Source organism: Serratia fonticola (assembly GCF_001006005.1).
GTDB lineage: Bacteria > Pseudomonadota > Gammaproteobacteria > Enterobacterales > Enterobacteriaceae > Chania > Chania fonticola.
Window position 1 is genome coordinate 2,301,881 of record NZ_CP011254.1, and the last position, 22,909, is coordinate 2,324,789.

The 22,909-nt window shown below is 55.8% G+C and carries 18 protein-coding genes and 3 tRNA genes; 15 read left to right on the forward strand and 6 right to left on the reverse strand.

The genetic code is table 11. The features are described from left to right. Positions 1-45: 45 nt before the first annotated feature. The 3 genes from mscM to rsgA all read right to left on the reverse strand — a co-directional run bounded on the left by mscM (position 46) and on the right by rsgA (position 5,411). Positions 46-3,399, reverse strand: a complete 3,354-nt coding sequence (gene mscM / locus WN53_RS10230) for a miniconductance mechanosensitive channel MscM (protein ID WP_024484777.1) — start codon at positions 3,397-3,399, stop codon at positions 46-48. Positions 3,400-3,403: 4 nt separating this feature from the next. Further along, positions 3,404-4,297: an archaetidylserine decarboxylase gene (asd, locus tag WN53_RS10235; RefSeq protein WP_021182109.1), complete on the reverse strand. Its 894-nt coding sequence runs from the start codon at positions 4,295-4,297 to the stop codon at positions 3,404-3,406. A gap of 64 nt (positions 4,298-4,361) precedes the next feature. After that, on the reverse strand, positions 4,362-5,411 hold the full coding sequence (gene rsgA / locus WN53_RS10240; protein WP_021182110.1) for a small ribosomal subunit biogenesis GTPase RsgA: 1,050 nt from the start codon (positions 5,409-5,411) through the stop codon (positions 4,362-4,364). 162 nt (positions 5,412-5,573) lie between these two features. Here rsgA and orn point away from each other — a divergent pair, with 162 nt between their 5' ends. Continuing rightward, a complete protein-coding gene (gene orn, locus WN53_RS10245) occupies positions 5,574-6,119 on the forward strand; it encodes an oligoribonuclease (protein ID WP_021182111.1) in 546 nt (181 codons plus the stop codon). 62 nt (positions 6,120-6,181) lie between these two features. Here orn and WN53_RS10250 read toward each other — a convergent pair whose 3' ends face one another. Next, positions 6,182-7,708 (reverse strand): DHA2 family efflux MFS transporter permease subunit, encoded by a 1,527-nt coding sequence (locus WN53_RS10250; RefSeq protein ID WP_024484778.1) that lies wholly within the window; start codon positions 7,706-7,708, stop codon positions 6,182-6,184. Next, entirely contained in the window at positions 7,705-8,871 is a 1,167-nt protein-coding gene (locus WN53_RS10255) for an HlyD/EmrA/EmrK family protein (protein WP_024484779.1), read from the reverse strand. Before WN53_RS10255 ends, WN53_RS10250 begins: the two co-directional genes overlap by 4 nt. A gap of 102 nt (positions 8,872-8,973) precedes the next feature. On the opposite strand from WN53_RS10255, the gene WN53_RS10260 reads away from it, so the two are divergent. The 4 genes from WN53_RS10260 (at position 8,974) to WN53_RS10275 (ending at position 10,374) form a co-directional block, all read left to right on the forward strand. Next, positions 8,974-9,792 (forward strand): AraC family transcriptional regulator, encoded by an 819-nt coding sequence (locus tag WN53_RS10260; RefSeq protein WP_024484780.1) that lies wholly within the window; start codon positions 8,974-8,976, stop codon positions 9,790-9,792. Positions 9,793-10,027: 235 nt separating this feature from the next. Continuing rightward, positions 10,028-10,103 (forward strand) — tRNA-Gly (locus tag WN53_RS10265). Between the two features lie 64 nt (positions 10,104-10,167). Beyond that, positions 10,168-10,243, forward strand: a tRNA-Gly gene (locus WN53_RS10270). A gap of 55 nt (positions 10,244-10,298) precedes the next feature. After that, positions 10,299-10,374 (forward strand) — tRNA-Gly (locus tag WN53_RS10275). 288 nt (positions 10,375-10,662) lie between these two features. Here WN53_RS10275 and queG read toward each other — a convergent pair. Next, positions 10,663-11,802 carry a tRNA epoxyqueuosine(34) reductase QueG gene (gene queG / locus WN53_RS10280; protein ID WP_024483331.1) on the reverse strand — a complete coding sequence of 380 codons (1,140 nt, stop codon included), beginning with the start codon at positions 11,800-11,802 and terminating at the stop codon, positions 10,663-10,665. Here queG and nnr point away from each other — a divergent pair. The 10 genes from nnr to WN53_RS10330 all read left to right on the forward strand — a co-directional run bounded on the left by nnr (position 11,801) and on the right by WN53_RS10330 (position 22,852). Further along, positions 11,801-13,315, forward strand: coding sequence for a bifunctional ADP-dependent NAD(P)H-hydrate dehydratase/NAD(P)H-hydrate epimerase (nnr, locus tag WN53_RS10285; protein WP_024483332.1), 1,515 nt, complete (start codon positions 11,801-11,803; stop codon positions 13,313-13,315). The genes queG and nnr overlap by 2 nt on opposite strands. Positions 13,316-13,325: 10 nt before the next feature. Further along, a complete protein-coding gene (gene tsaE / locus WN53_RS10290; protein WP_024483333.1) occupies positions 13,326-13,796 on the forward strand; it encodes a tRNA (adenosine(37)-N6)-threonylcarbamoyltransferase complex ATPase subunit type 1 TsaE in 471 nt (156 codons plus the stop codon). Between the two features lie 7 nt (positions 13,797-13,803). After that, positions 13,804-15,540 carry an N-acetylmuramoyl-L-alanine amidase AmiB gene (gene amiB, locus WN53_RS10295; RefSeq protein ID WP_037411439.1) on the forward strand — a complete coding sequence of 579 codons (1,737 nt, stop codon included), beginning with the start codon at positions 13,804-13,806 and terminating at the stop codon, positions 15,538-15,540. A gap of 28 nt (positions 15,541-15,568) precedes the next feature. Then, the gene (gene mutL / locus WN53_RS10300) at positions 15,569-17,431 is read left to right on the forward strand and encodes a DNA mismatch repair endonuclease MutL (RefSeq protein ID WP_024483334.1); all 1,863 of its coding nucleotides are present in this window, start codon (positions 15,569-15,571) and stop codon (positions 17,429-17,431) included. Then, on the forward strand, positions 17,424-18,365 hold the full coding sequence (gene miaA / locus WN53_RS10305; protein WP_024483335.1) for a tRNA (adenosine(37)-N6)-dimethylallyltransferase MiaA: 942 nt from the start codon (positions 17,424-17,426) through the stop codon (positions 18,363-18,365). The genes mutL and miaA overlap by 8 nt, the downstream gene beginning before the upstream one ends. A gap of 113 nt (positions 18,366-18,478) precedes the next feature. Further along, positions 18,479-18,790, forward strand: a complete 312-nt coding sequence (gene hfq / locus WN53_RS10310; protein ID WP_021179001.1) for an RNA chaperone Hfq — start codon at positions 18,479-18,481, stop codon at positions 18,788-18,790. A gap of 98 nt (positions 18,791-18,888) precedes the next feature. Next, positions 18,889-20,169, forward strand: coding sequence for a ribosome rescue GTPase HflX (gene hflX, locus WN53_RS10315; RefSeq protein WP_024483336.1), 1,281 nt, complete (start codon positions 18,889-18,891; stop codon positions 20,167-20,169). Positions 20,170-20,261: 92 nt separating this feature from the next. Beyond that, a complete protein-coding gene (gene hflK / locus WN53_RS10320) occupies positions 20,262-21,530 on the forward strand; it encodes an FtsH protease activity modulator HflK (protein WP_024483337.1) in 1,269 nt (422 codons plus the stop codon). 3 nt (positions 21,531-21,533) lie between these two features. Continuing rightward, positions 21,534-22,544, forward strand: coding sequence for a protease modulator HflC (hflC, locus tag WN53_RS10325; protein WP_021807553.1), 1,011 nt, complete (start codon positions 21,534-21,536; stop codon positions 22,542-22,544). A gap of 107 nt (positions 22,545-22,651) precedes the next feature. Further along, on the forward strand, positions 22,652-22,852 hold the full coding sequence (locus WN53_RS10330; RefSeq protein ID WP_021179005.1) for a DUF2065 domain-containing protein: 201 nt from the start codon (positions 22,652-22,654) through the stop codon (positions 22,850-22,852). Positions 22,853-22,909: the final 57 nt, after the last annotated feature.

Here is a 22,909-nt window from a genome sequence, read left to right on the forward strand (position 1 = left end):
TATCCAGTAAAAAGGGTTCGGTTTGTTGCCGAACCCTTTTTGCTTCTATAGCCCGCCCGACTCGCGGCGTGTATTGCGCGGTGGGGTTGAAGGCGGCGTACGGCCATTACTGGTCATGCGCGACAGCGTCTCGGTGCGAACCTGGAACGGTGGGTATGGCAGCGTGATGCCGTGTTCTCGGTAACCCGCCAGGATCAACTGGTGGATCTCATGGCGTAACGGCATGCGGTGGCCCATTTCGGCGGCGTAGATACGCAGTTCGAAGATCTGAATACCCTGTTGCAGATCGACCAGATAGGCTTCCGGTGTTGGGTTATCCAGCACCAGTGAGCAACGTTCGGCCGAGTTGATCAGGATCTTGGTCACTTCTTCCGTATTCGCCTCTGCCGGCGCCGGTACGGTCAGCACCACACGGGTCAGCGTGTCCGACAGCGACCAGTTGATAAACTGCTCGGTAATAAAGGCCTTGTTAGGCACGATAATCTCTTTGCGGTCCCAGTCTGAAATGGTAGTGGCGCGGGTATTGATCTTGGTGACGGTGCCCGTCAGGTTACGGATCGTCACCGTATCGCCGATGCGGATCGGTTTTTCAAACAGAATGATCAGGCCAGAAATAAAGTTGGAGAAGATCTCCTGCATACCAAAGCCCAAGCCCACGCTGAGCGCGGTGACCACCCATTGCAGTTTCGACCACTCGATACCGATCCAGGAAAAGCTGAGGATCGCCCCGAACAGCAGCAACAGATACTTGGTGATGGTGGTAATGGCGTAGCCGGTGCCAGGCGTCAGATCCAGGTGCTGCAACACCGCCAACTCGAGCAATGCTGGCAGGTTACGCACCAGCTGCATGGTGACGATCAGCACCAGGATGGCGATCAGCAGTGCCCCCAAGGTGATCGGCTGAGCAATATCAATGCCATTCACCGTGGAGTTGACATCCCAGAGCTTGATATTTTCCAGGAAGCCGAAGGCCGAGTGGATCTCTGACCACAGGACGATCACCGAGACCAGTGCCACCATCGTCAGGATCGAACGCACCAACCTCAGCGACTGGGCGCTGATGGCATCCAGATCGATTTCCGTTTCATCTACCTCAATCGCACCTTCAATGCTGTTAGGGGTATGTGTGGATTCTTCTTCGCCTTTGGCACGCTGCGCCAGGATATCGGCACGGCGTTGCTTGGCACGGTCAAAGGCGATGCGGCGGCGTTGGATCAGCATCCAGCGGCGGATAATGTGGTAAATCACCAACAGCAGGAACCAGATGGCAACCGAGGTCTCCAGGCGTGCCAACAGTTTCTGTGCGGTGGTCAGATAGCCGACGGTGGAAGCCAACGCAGCAATCAGCGGTGCGGAAAGCAACAGCCCCCACAACGCGGTGTTGATCATGTTTTCGCCGGAGCCTTTGTTATCCAGATACAGTGGAATACCGGCCCGCTTCAAGCTGTTGGTGACCAATGCCAGCGCCAGACAGAGTAGAATGAAGCACAGGCGGCCAAGGGTATTGGCGAATTCGCGATCGTTGAGATTGTCGAAGGTGATCAGCGCCATAATCAACGGCACGATCAGCCAGATCGACATCTGGTAATAACGCATGGCGCGGGAAACCTGTTTCACCGGCCAGCGGAAATGCACGATGAACAACCCTTGCGGATGGGCGAAGGCGGCGCTGATCATACAGATCCACAGCACTGGCAGCGTGGCGGTGACGCCCTCACCGATTGCGACAGCAACCGGATACGGCCAGGCATTCTGCAAGCCGAAGCCCAACGCTGCCCACAATACCGGCAGCGGCAAGGCCACCAGGATCGACCAAAATACGGTACGCAACGTCAGCAGGAATTCATCTTGCGTGACCTTGCCCACTCTGCTGCTGGCCCGCGCCAGGAACGCATGGTAATGCTTACGCGAACTGATGCTGAAAATCACCAACAGCACCGCACCAAACAGCGGGATCAAGGTTTCCCGGCTAGTGACCATCATCACGAAGGCGCCGCTGAGCTGCGTCAGGGTATCCAGTGACAGTACACGGGTCAGATCCTGTGCCACATTGAGCGGATACGACAGGGTGATAGGGCTGATGTCTGGCACCCAGAACAGATAGCGGTGCGCTGCATCCTGAATTTCGTTCAGCGCATCGACCAACTGGGTGTTGGCCACCTTCAGCTTGGTCAGCTCAAGGATCTGGGTATCGCAGCCGGACAGCAGCGAATTCAACAGATCACGCTGGGTACGTAGCTGAGCATCGACGATACGCTGTTGGGCGCTGGTCAGGGGGCTACCGTCGTCTTGTTTAAACTCTTTGGCGCGCTGTGGCAGGCTTTCCAGCTGGTTTTCAAAATTCAGGCGTTGAACGCGCAGATCGGCCATGGCGCTGTCCAACTGCCGGGGTTTTGGCATTTCTGGCAAGATGGCGACCTGGGCGCGCAGGGTTTCCCCCAGCGCAGTAGAGGCGCTCAACCATTGGGACTGCTCAATGATGGTGCTCAATGCCTGGCGCACCTGCAGCGTTTGTGCGGCGGCCTGGCGCTGTTGGGAAGAGATCAGATCCATCTGTTGCGCCTGATCGTTCAGCGCAGCAGAAAGTTCACGGTTGATTTGCAGCTGCTTGCGTAGGCTGGCGGGTAAATCGCCGTTCTGTTCGGCCAATTGCTCGGTTTTTTCCAGCGCCCGTTCCGCTTCCCGCTGGCGTTGGCTGTTGAGGTTGTTACGCAGCGCCTGTAACTGAACATCAATTTTTTCATGCCGCGTTTTGTAGACATCGGCACGCATCCGCGCCAGTTCCTGGCGGTTATTGGCCGAGAGTTGAGCCAGATCCAGCTCATCCACTTTCGCTTTACGTGCCGCCGCCTCTGCCTGTAACAGGGCAAACTGCGCCAGTGCCAATGGCGTGGTTTGGTTATTGCCCTGAGCCTGTAGGCGGCGCTGAACTTCCGTTAACGCGCGCCGGGCTTCGGTTTGTTGCTGTGGCAGTTGGCTGAGAGAGTCGCTGATCTCGCGTGTCCGGTCCTGCTCCTGTTGCAACAGGCGGGCCTGTTCCAGCAGTTGGCTGCTGGTTTGCAGAATTAACTGTTCCAGATCGCTGGCGGGCAGGTTCTCGCCGTTGGGCAGGATTTTGGCTTCTTCGAGAGTGAGCTGGCGGCGCAGTTCCTGCGTCATCTTCGGGAAATCGTCGATCACCCGCTGATACTGCTGGGAATTGTTCTGCGACTCTTTGCGTTCGGTGAGCCAGTTGATGGCGCTTTGCAGCGCCTCAACCGTTTCCGCCTGATTAGGCGCGTTTTTATTGCCCTCGGCCAGCTTCAATTCTTGCCGTAACTGGGACTCGTTGGGGATCGCGGCGGCGAGAACCGGCTGGATCAGTAGCAGGCTGAGCAATAAAGCGATAATCAGGCGCACAGCATCAATTCCCTTCGAAGGTGGCTTCTGGCGCGGCAGCGGCTTCAGCAAAAGCCTGGCCCATCCGGGTTACGGTGCCGTTGTTCAGGTGCGGAGCGAACTGTACGCTGCCAGGTGTGAACAGGTTGATGACCGTGGAACCGAGTTTGAAGCGGCCCATCTCTTCACCTTTAACCAGTTGGATCGCGCCTTCCATGCCTTCGGCTGGATAGGTCCAGCGGCGGATGATGCCTTCGCGGGGTGGCGTGACGGTACCGGCCCAGACGGTTTCGATGCTGCCCACAATAGTCGCACCGACCAGGATCTGCACCATCGGCCCAAAGGCGGTATCGAATACGCAGATCACACGCTCATTGCGCGCAAACAGATTCGGCACGTTGGCGGCGGTCAGCGGGTTAACCGAGAACAGATCGCCCGGCACGTAGATCATTTCGCGCAGTACGCCGTCACAAGGCATATGGACACGGTGATAGTCGCTTGGGGCCAGATAGGTGGTGGCGAACAGGCCGTTACGGAAAGGCTCCGCCAACAGATAGTTGCCGGCCAACAGGGCTTCCAGCGTGTAATTATGGCCTTTGGCCTGGAAAATCTGATCGTCGCGGATCGCACCGAGCTGGCTGATGGCACCATCTGCCGGCAGTGCCAGCACGTGAGGCTCCGCTACGATCGGGCGTGCGCCATCACGTAATGGACGAACGAAGAATTCATTGAATGTGGCATAGGAGGCTAAATCCGGGTTCTGTGCTTCCTGCATCTGCACGCGGTAATAGCGGGCAAACGCTTTTACCACCAGCTTCGTCAGCCAGCCGGCCTTTTTATCTGCGCCCCAGCCCGCCAGGCGGGTTAACGCCAGCTTTGGCAGCCAATACTGTAATTTAATCTTGATGCTATCCAGCACATTAACCTCTTGAAAGGGGATATAAGGGCGAGGGGGTCGATTAGCGCAACCCCCGCACTGTGGATCAGTTATCTGCGTCCGGGAAGTTTTTGCGGGTTTTAACCTGCGCCATGCTTTCCAGGATGCGGTGATAGTTGTCGAAACGCTCTTTGGCTATCGCGCCACTTTCCATCGCGGCGCGAATGGCGCAGCCCGGATCGGTGTCGTGGCGGCAGTCGCGGAATTTACAACCGCCCAAATAGTCGCGGAATTCGACATAGGCCTGGGTGACTTGCTCTGGCTCCAGATGCCACAGACCAAATTCACGCACGCCAGGGGAGTCGATAACATCACCGCCATGTTGGAAGTGATACAAGCGCGCCGCCGTGGTGGTATGTTGCCCCAGGCCGGAGACGTCGGAAACCTGATTTACCAGAATTTGCTTTTCCGTCTGCGGTAGCAGGGCGTTCAACAGGCTGGATTTGCCCACACCGGACTGCCCGGCAAAGATGCTGATACGGTCGACCAGCGCCTGTTCAAAGGCTTCCATCCCTTCGCGGGTCTGGCTGGACACTTCGAGAACGCGGTAGCCAATATGGCGATAGATGTCCATCATTCCGTCGACCACCTTACGCGCTGCGGCGTCCAGCAGGTCGATCTTGTTGAGCACGATCAGCGGCTCGACTTGCAGCGTTTCGCAGGCGACCAGGTAGCGATCGATCATATTGAGTGAAAGTTCGGGCAAAATGGCCGACACGATGACGATCTGATCGATATTGGCGGCGATGGGTTTAACGCCGTCGTAGAAATCAGGGCGGTTCAGCACCGAGGTGCGTTCATGCACCGCTTCTACGATGCCTTTGACCCCCGCATGAGTGCCTACACCAGGGCGCCAGACCACGCGATCGCCGGTAACCAGCGAACGTAGGGTGCGGCGAATGTTGCAGCGATGCTGGACGCCGTCTGCGGCTTCCACGTCGGCATGCATGCCAAAGCGGCTGATGACGATCCCGTCTTGCGGTTCGCCCAATTGGGAATCATCCAGCTCCGGCTTGTTGTCAGTACGCTTCAGGCGACGCTGATGGTTGGCCTGTACGCGGCGTTCTTGACCTTTGGACAGTTTGTTCTTACTCACTGAGCCTCACTTGAATCGGCATTTATCGCTCGGGGCGAGCAAAAAGGCTATGATACACGCTATTTTATATTAAATAACCGTTCTTGACCGCCACGCACGCTGGCATTAGCCGCGGGTTTGCCCGTGGTTTGTTTATCTTTCGGCTTTTACGCAGGAAAAATCATGACAGGAAACGAAAACAACCTGATTTGGATCGATCTGGAGATGACCGGGTTGGACCCTGAACGCGATCGCATTATCGAGATCGCGACATTGGTGACCGATGCCAATTTGAATATCCTTGCCGAAGGACCGGTGATCGCGGTGCATCAATCAGATGAACAACTGGCGCGAATGGATGACTGGAATGTGCGCACGCATACCGGCAGTGGGCTGGTGGAGCGCGTTAAAGCCAGCAAGCATGACGATCGTGCCGCCGAGCTGGCCACTATCGCTTTCCTGCAAGCGTGGGTGCCAGCGGGTAAATCACCTATCTGTGGCAACAGCGTTGGCCAGGATCGCCGTTTCCTGTTCCGCTATATGCCGCTGCTGGAAGCCTACTTCCATTATCGTTATCTGGATGTCAGCACCCTGAAAGAGCTGGCGCGCCGCTGGAAACCGGAGATCCTGCCAGGCTTCAAAAAGCAGGGCACTCACCAGGCGTTGGATGATATCCGCGAATCCGTTGCGGAACTGGCGTACTACCGCGAGCATTTTATTCAGCTGTAGCCGGGATCAGGTTCATAAAAGGGGGCGGAGGAGTAATCCACGCCCCCTTTTCTATTGGGGATCTAGGGTTTGGCTTTAGGTACGAAGGGCGGTTTGGCGAACCAAACCAGCACGATGGCTAGCAGAAACACGCCAGCCAGCGCATAAGAAATATCATTGAAGGCGATCTGTGCGGCCTGTTCGGAGACCAGATTATTCAGCCGTTCATAGCCTGACTGCGCCTGGCCCAGCTCTAAAGTTGTGACCGCCTGACGAGTCTCTTGATCGTAGACGGTCAGGGATTCGCCTAATTGGGCGTGATGGGAAACCGCACGGCGATCCCACATCAAGGTCGTAATGGAGACTGCCAGGCTGGCACCTAACGTACGCATAAAGGTGGCAAGCCCTGAGCCTGCCGCAATCTCGTCCGGCTTGAGATCGGAGAGCAAGATGGTGTTGATCGGCATGATAAACAGTGCCAGCCCGAGCCCCTGCAGCAGTTGGATCAGCGCGATATGTTGGAAATCAATATCAATGACAAAGCCTGAGCGCAGGTAAGAGGCCGTAGCTAGCAGGATGAAAGCCCCGCATACCAGCCAGCGCATGTTGAAACGCGGCGCATATTTGCCCATAAAGGGCATCAGCAGCAGCGGCAAAATCCCCATGGGGGCAACGGCTAACCCTGCCCAGATGGGGGTATAGCCCAAGGTACGCTGTAGCCAAAGCGGCATGATTACGTTGGTGGCGTAAAACGCGGAATAGGCACCTATCAGCGCAAGCGTACCCACCCGGAAATTGCGATGACGAAATAGCTGCAGATTAACGATCGGTTGTGAGTCGGTCAGTTCCCAGATAACAAAAAACAGCAAGCTGACCACGGCAACGATAGCCAGCAAGACGATCTGGGTAGAGTTGAACCAATCCTCTTCATTGCCTTTATCCAGCAAGATCTGGAGTGCGCCCACCCCCAGGATCAACGCGACTAGCCCAACGCGATCCACCTTGGCACGCATGGTGCTCTCGGGGCGGCCATGCATTTGGCTGGCAATCAGGGTGCAGGCAAAAATGCCGACCGGGATATTGATCAGGAAGGTCCAGCGCCATGAATAAAAATCGGTGATCCACCCACCGAGCAAGGGGCCCGCAACTGGAGCGACCACGGTGACCATGGCGATCATGGATAGGGCATACCCTCGTTTTTCTGGCGGGTAAATCGACAACATCAGCGCTTGGGTTGTCGGGATCAGTGGCCCCGCCACGGCTCCTTGTAACACACGGCAGAGAATTAACATTTCCATATTGATGGCCATTCCGCACGCTAATGAGGCGGCAGTGAACAATCCCATTGACCAGAGAAACAGCCGCAGCTGGCCAATGCGACGTACCAGAAAACCCGTGAGTGGCAAGGCAATCGCATTGCTGGCGGCAAAACTGGTGATCACCCAGGCGCTTTGGCTACTGCTGGCTCCCAGATTACCGGCGATGGTCGGCAGGGAGACATTGGCGATAGTGCCATCAAGCACGTACATAAATACCGCCAGAGCCAGACCAAAGGTGGTCCAGTTGACGCTGGGGGGGCGGAAATCCTGGGCGGGGATCGTGGGACTCATAAATTCCCCCTATTAGCCTTAACGATCCGTTCGATCAAGGTGTCTGACTGGCTCAGTTGATCGCGGTAGACATCGGTAGCCAGCAAGGGCTCTGGCGAGCGCTGAGCTAATAGCGCCCCGCTACGGTCATGCAAATCAACATTGACCTGCATGGACAAGCCAACGCGCAACGGGTGGCTGATAAGCTGCTCAGGCTGGGTGAGGGCAATACGTACCGGCACCCGTTGAACGATCTTGATCCAGTTCCCAGTGGCGTTTTGTGCGGGCAGCAACGCAAACGCAGCACCGGTCCCAATACCCAGATGCTGTACCTGACCGTTATAGCGAATGGTTTTGCCATAGACATCGGCATAGATCTCTACTGGTTGACCGATGCGAATATCACGCAGTTGGGCCTCGGTGAAATTAGCCTCGACCCAGACTTTATCCAGCGGTACGACGGCCATTAGCGCTTCGCCTGGCTGTACTCGCTGGCCCAACTGCACCTTACGTTTGGCGACATACCCCGTGACCGGGGCAACGATGGTGGTGCGTGAGCGATCGAGGAAAGCGACACGCAATGCCGCTATCGCTGCCAGTACTTCGGGGTGTGAAGCCAGGCTGGTGTTATCCACTAATGAGAGATTTTGCTGGTACTGTTGCTCGATAGCCTCCAGCGCGCTCTGTGCTTCCAGAAAAGCGTTGTTGGCGTGGGCTAATTCCTCTTTGGAGATGGCACCGGAAACGGTTAGTGCGCGGCGTCGTTGGTAATCAGCGCGCGCTTTGTCCCGCGTAGCTTGGCGGGCAGCGATTTCGGCCTTGGCACCGCTGACCGCACTAAACAAACCTCGCACTTTACGCACCACGTTGGCCAGATGGGCCTCGGCATTGTCCAGTGCCAGTTGGCTGTCGTCAGGATCAAGCATAACCAGCGTATCGCCAGCGAACACCCATTCGCCGTCATCGACGTTGATGGAGACCACGGTGCCATGAAACTGTGGCGTGATCTGTACGACATCCCCTTGAACATAGGCGTTATCGGTGCTGGCATACCAGCGACCATACGCACCATACCATCCTGCCCAGAGGATGGCGGCAAGCAGACAGGCTGCCCCCAGTAAATACAGCAGCCAAGGGCGTTTACTTTTCGCGGGGGTGGGGGGAGTGGTCTTCACGTCGTTCATTAGGCGCCTCTGGTTGGTCAAAGAGCGGAGAAAGTATGAATAATGGACAACTGGCGAAAAGTTGGATAACGTTATTTATGCTAAAAATAATGAGAAGCAGTCATGACGGTAGCGGCGCTTGCCAATCATCCCTCCGACCTCAGTGAACGTGCCGATGGTCCTTCACTGATCGTGATGTGGGGTGAAGACGATCCGGGTCTTGAGTTTCGTCTGGGGACGCGTGAATACGATTGGCACCAGCATTTGCGGGGGCAGTTATTCTGCGTGGAGAGCGGCTTGATGCATGTTCGCACCAGACAGGGATCCTGGCTGTTACCACCGAATCGCGCCGGCTGGATACCCTCACATGAGCCGCACAAAGTCAGCATCAGCGGCGTCATGAGCGGCTGGACGGTGTTGATTACGCCTGATGCGAGCAAAGCGTTGCCCGATCAACCCTGCGTGATTGGTATCAGTGAGTTGATGAATGCGTTGGTACGCCGTGCGGTGTCCTGGTCGTTTGAAGAGACTTTGCAGGTTGAACAGGATCGGATGATTGCGGTGTTGTTGGATGAAATCCGGCGTTCGCCTCATCAGCCGCTGCATTTGAGAATGCCTACCGACCGGCGCTTATTGCGGATCACCAATGCGATCCTTGCCGAGCCTGATGACACCAGAACCTTGCAAGCCTGGGCGGCTTGGGGAGGGCTTTCGCCCAGCACCTTGTCACGTTTATTTATGGCCGAGACGGGCAACAGCTTTGCACAATGGCGTCAACAGGCAAGGTTGTCTCACGCGTTGGAAATGCTGGCTAATGGTATGTCTGTGAGCAGTATTGCGGATGCCCTGGGGTACGCGACCCCCAGCAACTTTATCGCGATGTTCAGACGGTGTTTTGGCGATTCTCCCGCCCATTATTTCTCCAAGCGTAAGCCGTTGTGATGGGCTCAATAGGACGTTCACCGTGATGGGGAACCAAATCCTGACCTTGGATGCCCGCAAAACAGGTTTTTTGCCTATCCCGGCACGAAAATTCACCATTTCGGTGCTTAAAGCAGCAATCAGACAAAATTCGCGTTTTTTTGCTTTCAGGGGCTTGCGGCGAAAAGGATTTCTCGTATAATGCGCACCCCGTACCGATGAAGAATTTCGTTCCATTACACCATCGTTACGCCGGGCGGGAATAGCTCAGTTGGTAGAGCACGACCTTGCCAAGGTCGGGGTCGCGAGTTCGAGTCTCGTTTCCCGCTCCAACTTCAAAAATGCTGCTGATGTAGCGTGATGAAGAAAAAGTAGTTAAAGTAACACCCATGCGACGCGGGAATAGCTCAGTTGGTAGAGCACGACCTTGCCAAGGTCGGGGTCGCGAGTTCGAGTCTCGTTTCCCGCTCCAAAAATTTCAAAGGCCATGTTGTTCATTGTTGGCCGGATGCTTCAAGCATATCAATGCGGGAATAGCTCAGTTGGTAGAGCACGACCTTGCCAAGGTCGGGGTCGCGAGTTCGAGTCTCGTTTCCCGCTCCAAATTTATCTCCAGTTTAGATTCAATCCTACACCGCTTCCGGTGTGACTTTCTTTCAGTTATACATACTCAGAAAATATGTTGTGAACAGAGTTATCCACAGATCCTGTACATAATACCTTCTGTGCAAAATTGCAACGCCTCACAAATGAAATTTATATCTTATTGATAATCATCAATATTTATTTATTATAAAACGTTGTCTCGATCACTTGCTCTTTTTGTGACGCTTGAAAGACAACGCATTTTTATTTTTATGCACAAATCCACAAGGAGAGTCTGAGGGTTTTCTAGGCATCCCTCGGTAATCCTTTCTCGACCGCCCGAATTAAACGTTTTTTCTGCATAGTCTGCACCTCAACCGCCAGAGCTTCACGGCGTGCAAGCTGTTGAGCCAGTGCCCAACTGATGTGCTCGTCCAGCATCGGATCCTGACCTTGCCGGGTCTGCAAGCTGATAACGATCTGATCCAGATAAGGGGCGTTGCCGAGTGCTACCGCGATATTGCGTAACCAGCGCAAATGGCCGATGCGTCGGATGGCAGAGCCTTCGGTGATACGTAGAAACTTCTCCTCATTCCAGCCAAACAGCTCGATCAGTTGCGGGGCATGCAGCGCAGCGCGGGGGCTGAAATCGTCTTCATCCGTTAACTGCGAGAAGCGGTTCCATGGGCAAATGAGCTGGCAATCGTCGCAGCCGTAGATTCTATTGCCCATCAGAGGGCGGAATTCTTCTGGAATAGCGCCTTCCAGCTCGATGGTCAGGTAGGAGATGCAGCGCCGAGCATCGACGGTGTAAGGGGCAACTATCGCACCGGTGGGGCAAGTGGTGATACAGGCGACACAGCGGCCACACTGCTCTTCCTGCGGCTTATCCACCGGCAGGGGCAAATCGATTAACAACTCGCCCAGAAAAAACCAGGAGCCAGCGTCGCGGTTAAGGATCAGTGAGTGTTTACCAACCCAGCCGATGCCGGCTTTTGAGGCCAAGGCTCGCTCCATGATGGGAGCCGAATCCACAAAGGGCCGGAAATTCAGTTCACCGCAGTAAGCCTGGATTTGATCGCCGAGCTTTTTTAGCCGCTGGCGTAGCAGCTTGTGATAATCACGCCCCAGCGCATAACGGCTAACGTAGCCCAACTGCGGGTTTTTTAACGTACTGGCGAACGCGGCTTTCGCGGGTAGATAGTTCATGCGCACGCTGATCACCCGCAGTGTGCCGGGCAATAATTCATGTGGCCGCGCGCGCATCATGCCGTGGCGTGCCATCCACTCCATCTCGCCGTGGTATTGCTTATCCAGCCACGCCTGCAATCTGGGTTCTTCCGTGCTGAGATCGGTATCGCAGATCCCCACCTGCTGGAATCCTAGCGATTGCCCCCATTGCTTGATATGTTGGGCGAGTTGATCGAGATCGAGGGGGTGTGTCATGACGGGCCATAGTGAGAAACAATACTGTTCCAGTTTACCACACTCTGTTTGGTCTGCAGACTGGATCCGCCAGGCAGAACCTGCTGCTGCCGCAACGCTGGGCCTCTCCTTGTATTCGTTAATGGAGCGTGCCGGTGCGGCGGCTTACGAGCTGGCGTGCGACCGGTATCCGGCCAGCAGGCATTGGCTGGTGCTGTGTGGGCATGGCAATAACGGTGGCGATGGTTATGTGGTTGCTCGTCTGGCCCGTGCGGCGGGTATCAAGGTGACGCTCATCGCCTGCGAAGGCGTTCGTCCATTGCCCCCAGAGGCTGCCAACGCCCGGCAAGCCTGGTTGGCAAGTGGCGGAGAAGCCCTGCCAGCGACCAGCCGTTGGCCAGAGGATGTCGATCTCATCATTGATGGATTGTTAGGTACCGGGTTGGGGGCGGCCCCCAGAGCGCCCTATGATGCCCTGATCGAAGCGGCCAACCGAGCCGATGCGCCAGTGGTTGCTTTGGATATTCCTTCTGGCCTGCTGGCTGAAAGCGGAGCCGTGCCGGGAGCCTCGATCCGTGCGGCCCATACGCTGACTTTTATTGCACTCAAACCAGGCTTGCTGACCGGGCAGGCTCGTGATTGGGTGGGGCAACTTCATTACAGTACGCTAGGATTGGTGGATTGGCTGGCAACACAGTCTCCTCAGATCGAGCGTATTACGGCTGGCGATTTGGCCAGGTGGCTGAAGCCTCGCCGCCCTTGTTCTCATAAAGGGGAGCAGGGGCGTTTACTGCTGGTGGGGGGCGATCACGGCTTTGGCGGGGCAATCCGCATGGCTGCGGAAGCCGCACTGCGTGCTGGGGCTGGACTAGTGCGAGTGCTTACTCACAGTGAAAACATTGGGCCGCTGCTGACCGCCCGGCCTGAGTTGATGGTGCAGCGTCTGAGTGATGATATCCTGCAACCGGCGCTGGACTGGGCCGATGTGGTCGTGATTGGCCCGGGGCTTGGCCAGGGTGATTGGGGCCGCAATGCGTTGCAACAGCTGCAAGCCAGTGATAAACCAACATTATGGGACGCGGATGCGCTTAACTTACTGGCATTACACCCCGAGAAGCGTCAGAATCGCATTATTACCCCGCATCCTGGTGAAGCCGCGCGATTATTGAGCTGCCGCACCGCTGATATTGAGAGTGATCGCTTACTTGCAACCCGCAGGTTGGTCGCGCAATACGGCGGCGTTGTGGTGCTGAAAGGCGCAGGCACCTTGATCGCCGATGAGCATGGACAGATGGCGATCGCCGACGTTGGCAATGCTGGCATGGCATCCGGTGGCATGGGAGATGTGCTGTCGGGTATCATTGGCGGTTTGCTGGCGCAAAAGCTGCCGCTGTATGATGCTGCCTGCGCGGGTTGCGTAGTGCACGGCGCAGCAGCGGATCATGTGGCTGCAAAACAAGGAACAAGGGGATTACTGGCCACCGATCTGCTGCCGATGATCCCTCATTACGTTAACCCTGAGTTGGCAAAATAGACATTATCGAATGAAAGAACTCGTTTTACCGCTGCCGGATGAGGCAGCCACAGTCGCACTGGGGGCCGTCTTGGCCCAGGCGTGCGATCGTGCCAGCGTGATTTATCTTTATGGCGATTTGGGTGCCGGTAAAACCACCTTCAGCCGCGGCTTTTTGCAGGCGTTAGGCCATCAGGGCAATGTGAAAAGCCCAACCTATACGCTGGTGGAACCTTATGCGCTGCAGCCGCTGGCAGTCTATCACTTTGATCTTTATCGCTTGGCCGACCCGGAAGAACTCGAATTTATGGGTATCCGCGACTATTTTGCCCAGGACTCGATTTGCCTGGTCGAGTGGCCGCAGCAGGGTACCGGCGTGCTGCCCGATCCCGATCTGGAACTGCATCTCAGTTACCATGACGAAGGGCGTCAGGCGAAGCTCCAGGCAGTTTCCGCCTATGGCGAACAATTATTAGAAAGTATCCAGGAGCAACAAGGATGACGCAGCAATGATGTATGGGTTAAGAAGATTTGTTGTGATTGCCTTGCTTGCGTTGCTGGGGCCGTTCGGTGCCTGGGCGGCATCGTCCCTCTCCGACGTCAAAGTGACCAATGCTCAGCGTGAAGCCACGGTATCGGTGAGCTTTACCGGCCCTCCGGAGTATACCTTCGCCACGTTACATGGTCCGGATCGGGTGGTGCTGGACGTTACCCAAACTGGCAAGGTGGGCGGCCTGCCGTTGAACTTCAGCGGCCAAAACCTGGTAAAAAGAATTCGTTCCAGTCAGCCGAAAAATGCGCAAACCGTACGCTTGGTGTTTGATTTAACCCAACGTGCCAAAACCCGTGTGTCGACGCGTCAAGAGGGTAACAGTTACATTGTTGTCTTCACCATCACCTCAGAAGCCAAGACGGCGACCAACACCGTTCGTAAGGCACCGGTGCCTGTGCCAGTGGTGAGTGAGCCAGTGCGTAAAGCGCCGGTTACGTCGAGTAACGCCAATCCATTTACTCCGAAGTCGGCTGCGGTATCAGGTACGGCAACCAGCATTACCCCACGTAGCAGCCGGGTGTCCGCCGGTTCTGGCGATCGGGTAGTGGTGGCGATCGATGCAGGCCATGGTGGACAAGATCCTGGCGCTATCGGGCCAAACGGCCTGAAAGAGAAAAACGTCACCATTGCCATCGCGCATCGTCTGCGTGCGTTGTTGGATGCCGATCCGATGTTCAAAGCGGTGATGACGCGTAACGGGGATTACTTTATTTCGGTGATGGGCCGTTCTGACGTGGCGCGTAAGCAAGGGGCCAACGTGTTGGTGTCCATCCACGCGGATGCTGCGCCGAATCGTAGCGCCAAAGGGGCTTCGGTTTGGGTATTGTCCAATCGCCGGGCTAACAGCGAGATGGCCGGTTGGTTGGAACAGCACGAGAAACAGTCCGAACTGCTGGGTGGTGCGGGCGATCTGTTGGCCAACAGCCAGGCCGACCCTTATCTGAGCCAGGCGGTGTTGGATCTGCAGTTCGGTCATTCGCAGCGCGTCGGTTATGACGTAGCCGTCAAGGTATTACAGCAGTTACAGGTCGTAGGTTCATTACACAAACGCCGTCCGGAACACGCCAGCCTGGGAGTGCTTCGTTCACCGGATATTCCATCTTTACTGGTGGAAACCGGGTTTATCAGTAATAGCACGGAGGAGCGACTGCTGGGCAGTAGCGCATATCAGGATAAAATTGCACGGGCGATCCACAACGGCCTGCGCGGTTATTTCCTGGCGCATCCGCTACAAGCCGACCCAAAGGTGGAAAACCGCTCGCTGGACGTCGCAGCGACGGTTAACTCCACAACAGACGATCTCAGACAGCCTGAGCCGGTGACCAGCCCGGCGAGAAGTCGCACCAGCGTAGGAAAAACGCAGATCCATGTGGTGAAGCGGGCGGAAACGCTTTCCGGCATTGCCGATAGCTATGGCACCAGCATGGCGGCGCTACGTGAGCTGAACAAGCTGAAAAAAGATGGCGTCTGGGTCGGTCAGCGTCTGAAGGTCCCTGCCGGAAAAACGGCAGCAGCACCGGTTCAGGCCAAGGCCAAGGCAAAAAGCGCTAAACCGAGCAAACATAAGGTGACTCGCGGTGATACGCTGTCATCCATCGCCGCGCGATATGGTGTCAGCGTCAGCGATCTTAAACGGGTTAACAAATTAAAGTCGGATGTTGCGCCGCTGGATCGGACGCTGATCATTCCGTAGGCTTGATGCCAACAACAGAGGGAGCCCCATGCCTATCCAGGTGTTACCGCCACAGCTAGCCAACCAGATTGCCGCCGGAGAAGTGGTCGAACGGCCTGCGTCGGTAGTGAAGGAACTGGTAGAAAATAGTCTGGATGCCGGGGCAACGCGGGTTGATATTGATATCGAACGCGGTGGGGCCAAACTGATCCGCATCCGTGATAATGGCTGCGGCATTGCCAAAGCCGATCTGGCCTTGGCCCTGGCACGTCATGCTACCAGTAAAATCAGTACGCTTGACGATCTGGAGGCCATAGTCAGCCTGGGCTTTCGCGGCGAAGCGTTGGCCAGTATCAGCTCGGTGTCCCGTCTGATGTTGACCTCACGCACGGCGGAACAGAGTGAAGCCTGGCAAGCCTACGCGGAAGGGCGCGATCAGGCGGTCACCGTCAAACCGGCAGCTCATCCGGTGGGCAGCACGCTCGAAGTGCTCGATCTGTTTTACAACACCCCCGCACGGCGCAAGTTCATGCGCACCGAAAAAACCGAATTTGGCCATATCGACGAAGTGGTGCGGCGCATTGCGCTGGCGCGTTTCGATGTGGCGATTAACCTCAGCCATAACGGCAAGCTGATGCGTCAGTATCGCGCGGCAAAAGAAGAAAGCCAGCATGAGCGGCGTCTGGCCAGCATTTGTGGTCCCGCCTTCCTGCAGCATGCGTTGGCGATTTCCTGGCAGCATGGCGATCTCAGCATCCGCGGCTGGGTGGCCGATCCGCAAGGGGCGCGTCAGCTTGGCGAAATGCAATATTGCTACGTCAACAGCCGGATGATGCGCGATCGGCTAATTAATCATGCCATTCGTCAGGCGTATCAGGATCAGCTGAAAGACGATCAACTGCCTGCCTATGTGCTGTATCTGGAAGTGGATCCGCATCAGGTAGATGTCAACGTCCATCCGGCCAAGCATGAGGTGCGTTTTCATCAGGCTCGGCTGGTACATGATTTTATCTACCAGGCGGTTACCACGGTGCTGCAGCAGGCGGGTAATGTCGTGCTGCCAATGGCTGAAGAGTCCGCTGCGCAAGAAGCTCCCGTCTGGCAGCCGGAGAACCGCGTTGCTGCCGGTGGCAACCACTTCTCCCAGCCTGCGCCACAGCGTGAACGTCAGCCTGCTGAACCCTCCGCTGCCCGTGAACGTGCCCCGCAGCCAGCCTATCAGGCAGGTGCGGGTTACCAAAAACGTGAAGGCGAGCTGTATGGCAAGCTGTTGCAGGCTACGCCGCCAGCAGATACGGTAAAACAGCCGCTGTTCCCGCCGGTTAACGCCGTGCAGGAAACTCCGCTCGCCGGTAGTCAGCACAGTTTTGGCCGTGTCCTGATGATCTGCCCGCCGAGCTATGCGCTGGTTGAACAGCGTCAGCAGCTGGCGTTACTGAATCTGACCATGGCCGAACGTTGGCTGCGTCAGGCGCAGCTTTGCCCGCCGGAAGAGGGATTACGGCCACAGCCGCTGCTGATCCCGATTAAGCTGACGTTGAATAAAAATGAAGCGGCCGCCTGCGTGCAACACCAGGCGCTGCTGGCCAAAATGGGGTTGGAGCTGCAATCCGATCACGGGCGTGTGACTTTGCGCGCAGTACCTTTACCATTACGCCAACAAAATTTACAAAAGTTGATACCCGAGCTGTTAGGCTATCTGGCCGAACATCAGGAGATGTCGCCAACGGTGCTATCCATCTGGATCGCCAGCCAATTAGGCAGCGAACACGAAGTGTGGAACAGCTCGCAAGCGATACAATTGTTGACAGAAGTTGAACGACTTTGCCCGCAACTGGTCAAATCCCCTCCTGCCGCTCTTTTACAACCCGTTGATTTGCAGGCTGCATTGGCAGCACTTAAGCATGACTGAAATTGAAATGACCCCTCGTCCCCCAGCCATTTTTATCATGGGGCCAACGGCCTCAGGCAAAACCGCCTTGGCGATGGCGCTGCGTGAGCGCTTGCCCGTCGAACTGATCAGTGTCGATTCCGCCCTGATTTATCGCGGTATGGATATCGGCACCGCCAAACCCTCGGCGGAAGAGCTTGCCCAGGCACCACACCGTTTGATCGATATCCGCGATCCTGCGCAAGCGTATTCGGCGGCCGATTTTCGTGCCGATGCGTTGCGGGAAATGGCCGATATTACTGCCGCCGGACGTATTCCGCTGTTGGTGGGGGGCACAATGCTTTATTTTAAGGCGTTGCTGGAAGGTTTATCACCGTTACCCTCTGCCGATCCCGCCGTGCGCGAGCAGATTGAGCAGCAGGCGGCGGAGCTTGGTTGGGAGGCTTTGCACCGCCAATTGCAGGCGATAGACCCGGTTGCAGCCTTACGTATTCATCCGAATGATCCACAGAGACTCTCCAGAGCACTGGAAGTTTTTTTGATTTCGGGTAAAACTTTAACTGAACTGACTAAAATTTCGGGTGAATCGTTGCCGTATCATGTTCACCAATTTGCGATAGCGCCAGTCAGCCGGGAGTTGTTGCATCAACGTATCGAGCTGCGGTTCAATCAGATGTTGGCGGCGGGTTTTGAGGCGGAAGCGCGTGCACTTTTTGCACGGGGTGATTTGCATACGGATTTGCCTTCCATTCGCTGTGTCGGTTATCGCCAGATGTGGTCATATTTTTCTGGCGAGATTAGTTACGATGAGATGGTTTTTCGAGGTATTTGCGCAACACGTCAGTTGGCCAAACGCCAGATGACCTGGTTACGGGGTTGGGAGTCGGTTCGGTGGTTGGACAGTGAAAAGCCGGGAGAGGCTTTAGACTCGGTAACACAGGTTGTTAGTGCATAGGTTGAGTGATTGTGTACAATTGATGAGTATTCAGCGCGCAAATTTTTTAGGTCGTTTATTTTGAGCCGACAGGTTCTTGGTTAAAAACAACAAACAAATAAGGAAAAGATAGAATGGCTAAGGGGCAATCTTTGCAAGATCCGTTCCTGAACGCATTGCGTCGTGAACGTGTTCCGGTTTCTATTTATTTGGTGAATGGTATTAAGCTGCAAGGCCAGATTGAGTCTTTTGACCAGTTTGTCATCCTGTTGAAGAACACGGTGAGCCAGATGGTTTATAAGCACGCTATCTCTACCGTTGTTCCATCGCGCCCGGTATCGCACCACAGCAACACCCCGAGCAGCGGCGGCACCAGCAATTATCACCATGGTAACAACCCGTCTGCGCCGCAACAGCCGCAGCAGGAAAGCGATGACGCTGAATAAAGCGCGTTGCGAGTCAACCATGACGGGGAGCATAAGCAGCGCAGTGCTGTTTATGTCCCCCAAACTCGCGGTTTTGTTCCGTTTGAGAGGTTGCACGCTTGTTTGACCGTTATGAAGCCGGTGAGCAGGCCGTCCTGGTTCATATCTATTTCTCGCAAGACAAAGATACAGAAGATCTCAGTGAGTTCGAATCGCTGGTGTCCTCTGCGGGCGTCGAGGCTTTGCAAGTGGTTACTGGTAGCCGCAAAGCACCTCACCCAAAATACTTTGTCGGTGAAGGAAAGGCCGAAGAAATTGCAGATGCGGTGAAAGCCAGCGGCGCGTCTGTTGTCCTGTTTGATCACGCCCTTTCCGCAGCGCAGGAGAGAAATCTCGAACGCCTGTGTGAATGCCGGGTGATCGATCGCACCGGGTTGATTCTCGACATCTTTGCCCAGCGTGCCCGTACCCATGAAGGTAAGCTGCAGGTAGAGTTGGCGCAATTGCGTCATATTGCCACTCGTCTGGTTCGTGGTTGGACTCACCTTGAACGTCAGAAAGGGGGGATTGGCCTACGCGGGCCGGGGGAGACTCAGTTAGAAACTGACCGTCGTCTGCTACGCGATCGCATCAGCCTGATCTTGCGCCGCCTTGAGCGCGTAGAGAAGCAGCGCGATCAAGGGCGACGAGCGCGTACCCGTGCCGATGTGCCAACCGTATCGCTGGTGGGTTACACCAACGCCGGCAAATCAACCCTGTTTAACCGAATTACGTCTGCCGGAGTGTATGTGGCGGACCAACTATTTGCCACCCTGGATCCTACCCTGCGGCGTATTGACGTGGCGGACGTAGGCGATACCGTGTTGGCGGATACCGTAGGCTTTATCCGGCACTTGCCGCACGATCTTGTTGCCGCGTTCAAAGCGACACTGCAAGAGACGCGCCAGGCCTCTCTGTTGTTACATGTGATCGACGCTGCGGATACCCGGGTGGATGAAAACATTGAAGCGGTGAACTCCGTGTTGGCAGAGATTGAGTCGGATGAGATCCCTACACTGTTAGTGATGAACAAAATAGATATGCTGGACGATTTTGTCCCGCGTATCGATCGCAACGAAGAAAATTTACCGATCCGAGTGTGGCTGTCCGCCGCCAGCGGTGAAGGTATCCCGTTGCTATTTCAGGCGTTGACGGAGCGCTTATCGGGGGAAATCGCGCATTATGAGCTGCGCTTACCGCCACAGGCAGGCCGTCTTCGTAGCCGTTTCTACCAGCTTCAGGCGATCGAAAAAGAGTGGAATGAAGAGGACGGCAGTATCGGCGTGGTGGTGCGTATGCCGATCGTGGAGTGGCGTCGCCTCTGCAAGCAGGAACAGGAACTGATTAACTTTATCGTATGATCATATCCTGTTACATTTGTGTGCCCGCTCAATAGAAGAGTGGGCTAAGCATTAGCCTGAAGTACCCAATCACAGAATAATGGAGCTAAAACATGGCGTGGAATCAGCCCGGTAATAACGGACAGGACCGCGACCCGTGGGGGAGCAGCAATAATAATGGCGGCAACTCTGGCGGTAACAATAAAGGCGGTCGCGATCAAGGGCCACCGGATTTAGACGATATCTTCCGCAAGCTGAGCAAGAAATTGAGCAGCCTGACCGGCGGTGGCAAAGGCTCCAACGGCAATAACAGCGGTGGTACGGGTTCAATCGGGCCGGGCTTCAGTGGCAAGATTGTCGGCATCGCTGCGGTTGCAGTGGTGGTGATCTGGGCCGCCAGCGGTTTCTATACCATCAAAGAAGCCGAACGTGGTGTGGTCACTCGCTTTGGTAAATTCAGCCATCTGGTGCAGCCAGGTCTGAACTGGAAACCGACGTTTATCGATCAGGTTCGCCCGGTTAACGTGGAGTCAGTCCGTGACCTGTCCGCGTCCGGTGTGATGCTGACGTCTGATGAGAACGTGGTTCGCGTCGAGATGAACGTGCAGTACCGCGTTTCCGATCCGGCAGCCTATCTGTTCAGCGTAACCGATGCCAACGACAGCCTGAGACAGGCGACAGACAGCGCATTGCGTGGTGTTATCGGTAAATACACCATGGACAAGATCCTGACCGAAGGCCGTACCATCGTCCGTAGCGACACTCAGCGTGTACTGGAAGAGACCATCCGTCCGTACAAAATGGGTATCACTCTGCTGGACGTCAACTTCCAGGCTGCACGTCCGCCGGAAGAGGTGAAAGCCGCGTTTGATGATGCGATCGCCGCACGTGAGAACGAGCAGCAATCCATTCGTGAAGCAGAAGCTTACGCCAACGAAGTTCAGCCGCGTGCCAACGGTGCTGCACAGCGCCTGTTGGAAAATGCGCGCGCCTACCAGGCCCAGACCGTTCTGGAAGCCCAGGGTGAGGTTGCTCGTTTCGCCAAGCTGTTGCCGGAGTACAAAGCCGCACCGGAAATTACCCGTGAGCGTCTGTACATCGAAACCATGGAAAGAGTGCTGAGCCACACCCGTAAGGTGTTGGTGGCAGACAACAAAGGCAATAACAATCTGATGGTGCTGCCACTGGATCAGATGCTGCGCGGTGCCGGTAAGTCGGCTAGCGAAGGCAGCAAAGATGCCGGACAGAACCTTCTCGCCCCTGCGCCAGCCTCGACTTCTTCATCGGAGGCGAGCACCAGCAGTTCCAGCAGCGGTTCCATCATGGACCAACGCCGGGCTAATGCGCAGCGTAGCGACAACACACGCGTAGGGAGAGAATAATCAATGCGTAAGTCTTTCATAGTTATCCTCGCGGTGGTGTTGGTAGCCCTTTACGCCTCAATGTTTGTGGTTCAGGAAGGCGAGCGCGGCATCGTGCTGCGTTTCAGTAAAGTACTGCGCGACAGCGAAAACAAACCGCTGGTTTATGCACCGGGTCTGCACTTCAAGATCCCGTTTATTGAAACCGTGAAAATGCTGGATGCTCGTATCCAGACCATGGACAACCAGGCCGATCGCTTCGTGACCAGCGAGAAGAAAGACCTGATCGTCGACTCCTACCTGAAATGGCGTATCAGTGATTTCAGCCGCTACTACCTGGCCACCGGTGGTGGTGACGTTTCTCAGGCGGAACTGCTGCTGAAACGCAAGTTCAACGACCGTCTGCGTTCCGAGATTGGCCGTTTGGACGTGCGTGATATCGTGACCGACTCCCGTGGTCGTCTGATGGCAGACGTGCGTGATGCGCTGAACACCGGTACCGTGGGTGACGGCGAAGAAGCCGCCGCTACCGAAGCCGATGATGCTATTGCTTCTGCAGCAGCCCGTGTTGAGCGTGAAACCAATGGCAAACAGCCAGCGGTTAACCCGAACAGCATGGCGGCACTGGGTATTGAAGTGGTGGACGTCCGTATCAAGCAGATCAACCTGCCTGCGGAAGTGTCCGATGCGATCTTCCAGCGTATGCGTGCAGAACGTGAAGCGGTAGCCCGTCGTCACCGTTCACAAGGTAAGGAAGAGGCTGAGAAGCTCAAGGCGACCGCCGACTACGAAGTGACCCGTACCATCGCGGAAGCCGAGCGTCAGGCACGTATCACCCGCGGTGCGGGCGATGCGGAAGCAGCTAAACTGTTTGCCGATGCCTTCAGCCAGGATCCGGATTTCTATGCTTTCATCCGTAGCCTGCGTGCTTATGAAACCAGCTTCGGCCCTGGCAACCAGGACGTGTTGGTGCTGAGCCCGGACAGCGATTTCTTCCGCTACATGAAGTCGCCGGTTGCTACGCGCAACAGATAACGTCAGCATGATGGCGATCCCCGATAGCTTTCAGGCCATGGTTTGAAAGAACAGGGGTAGAACCAAGGCCCGTCTAAACGCGGGCCTTTCTTTTTTTGGGGGGAAGGATGAATTCGACAATCTGGCTGGCGCTTGGGTTGGTTTTGGTGCTGGAAGGGCTGGGGCCGATGTTGTTCCCACAGGCTTGGCGTAAAATGGTTCAGACAATGTCGCAACTACCCGATGCTACGCTGCGGCGTTTTGGTGGGGGATTAGTGGTTGCAGGCTGTGTGATCTACTACATGTTGCGTGCACACACGGGGGTTTAAAGTTTAGCCGAAAAAGTACGCAATCGTATGCTAAAAGTGCTGAAACTGAAGAATTAG

Bases quoted from the DNA above. Each gene is read 5' to 3' on its own strand.
- WN53_RS10260 (WP_024484780.1), top strand. From the start codon at position 8,974: ATGACGGTAGCGGCGCTTGCCAATCATCCCTCCGACCTCAGTGAACGT.
- hfq (WP_021179001.1), top strand. From the start codon at position 18,479: ATGGCTAAGGGGCAATCTTTGCAAGATCCGTTCCTGAACGCATTGCGT.
- WN53_RS10250 (WP_024484778.1), bottom strand. From the start codon at position 7,708: ATGAGTCCCACGATCCCCGCCCAGGATTTCCGCCCCCCCAGCGTCAAC.
- WN53_RS10330 (WP_021179005.1), top strand. From the start codon at position 22,652: ATGAATTCGACAATCTGGCTGGCGCTTGGGTTGGTTTTGGTGCTGGAA.
- hflC (WP_021807553.1), top strand. From the start codon at position 21,534: ATGCGTAAGTCTTTCATAGTTATCCTCGCGGTGGTGTTGGTAGCCCTT.
- nnr (WP_024483332.1), top strand. From the start codon at position 11,801: ATGACGGGCCATAGTGAGAAACAATACTGTTCCAGTTTACCACACTCT.
- WN53_RS10255 (WP_024484779.1), bottom strand. From the start codon at position 8,871: ATGAACGACGTGAAGACCACTCCCCCCACCCCCGCGAAAAGTAAACGC.
- orn (WP_021182111.1), top strand. From the start codon at position 5,574: ATGACAGGAAACGAAAACAACCTGATTTGGATCGATCTGGAGATGACC.
- amiB (WP_037411439.1), top strand. From the start codon at position 13,804: ATGATGTATGGGTTAAGAAGATTTGTTGTGATTGCCTTGCTTGCGTTG.
- tsaE (WP_024483333.1), top strand. From the start codon at position 13,326: ATGAAAGAACTCGTTTTACCGCTGCCGGATGAGGCAGCCACAGTCGCA.
- queG (WP_024483331.1), bottom strand. From the start codon at position 11,802: ATGACACACCCCCTCGATCTCGATCAACTCGCCCAACATATCAAGCAA.
- miaA (WP_024483335.1), top strand. From the start codon at position 17,424: ATGACTGAAATTGAAATGACCCCTCGTCCCCCAGCCATTTTTATCATG.
- hflK (WP_024483337.1), top strand. From the start codon at position 20,262: ATGGCGTGGAATCAGCCCGGTAATAACGGACAGGACCGCGACCCGTGG.
- mutL (WP_024483334.1), top strand. From the start codon at position 15,569: ATGCCTATCCAGGTGTTACCGCCACAGCTAGCCAACCAGATTGCCGCC.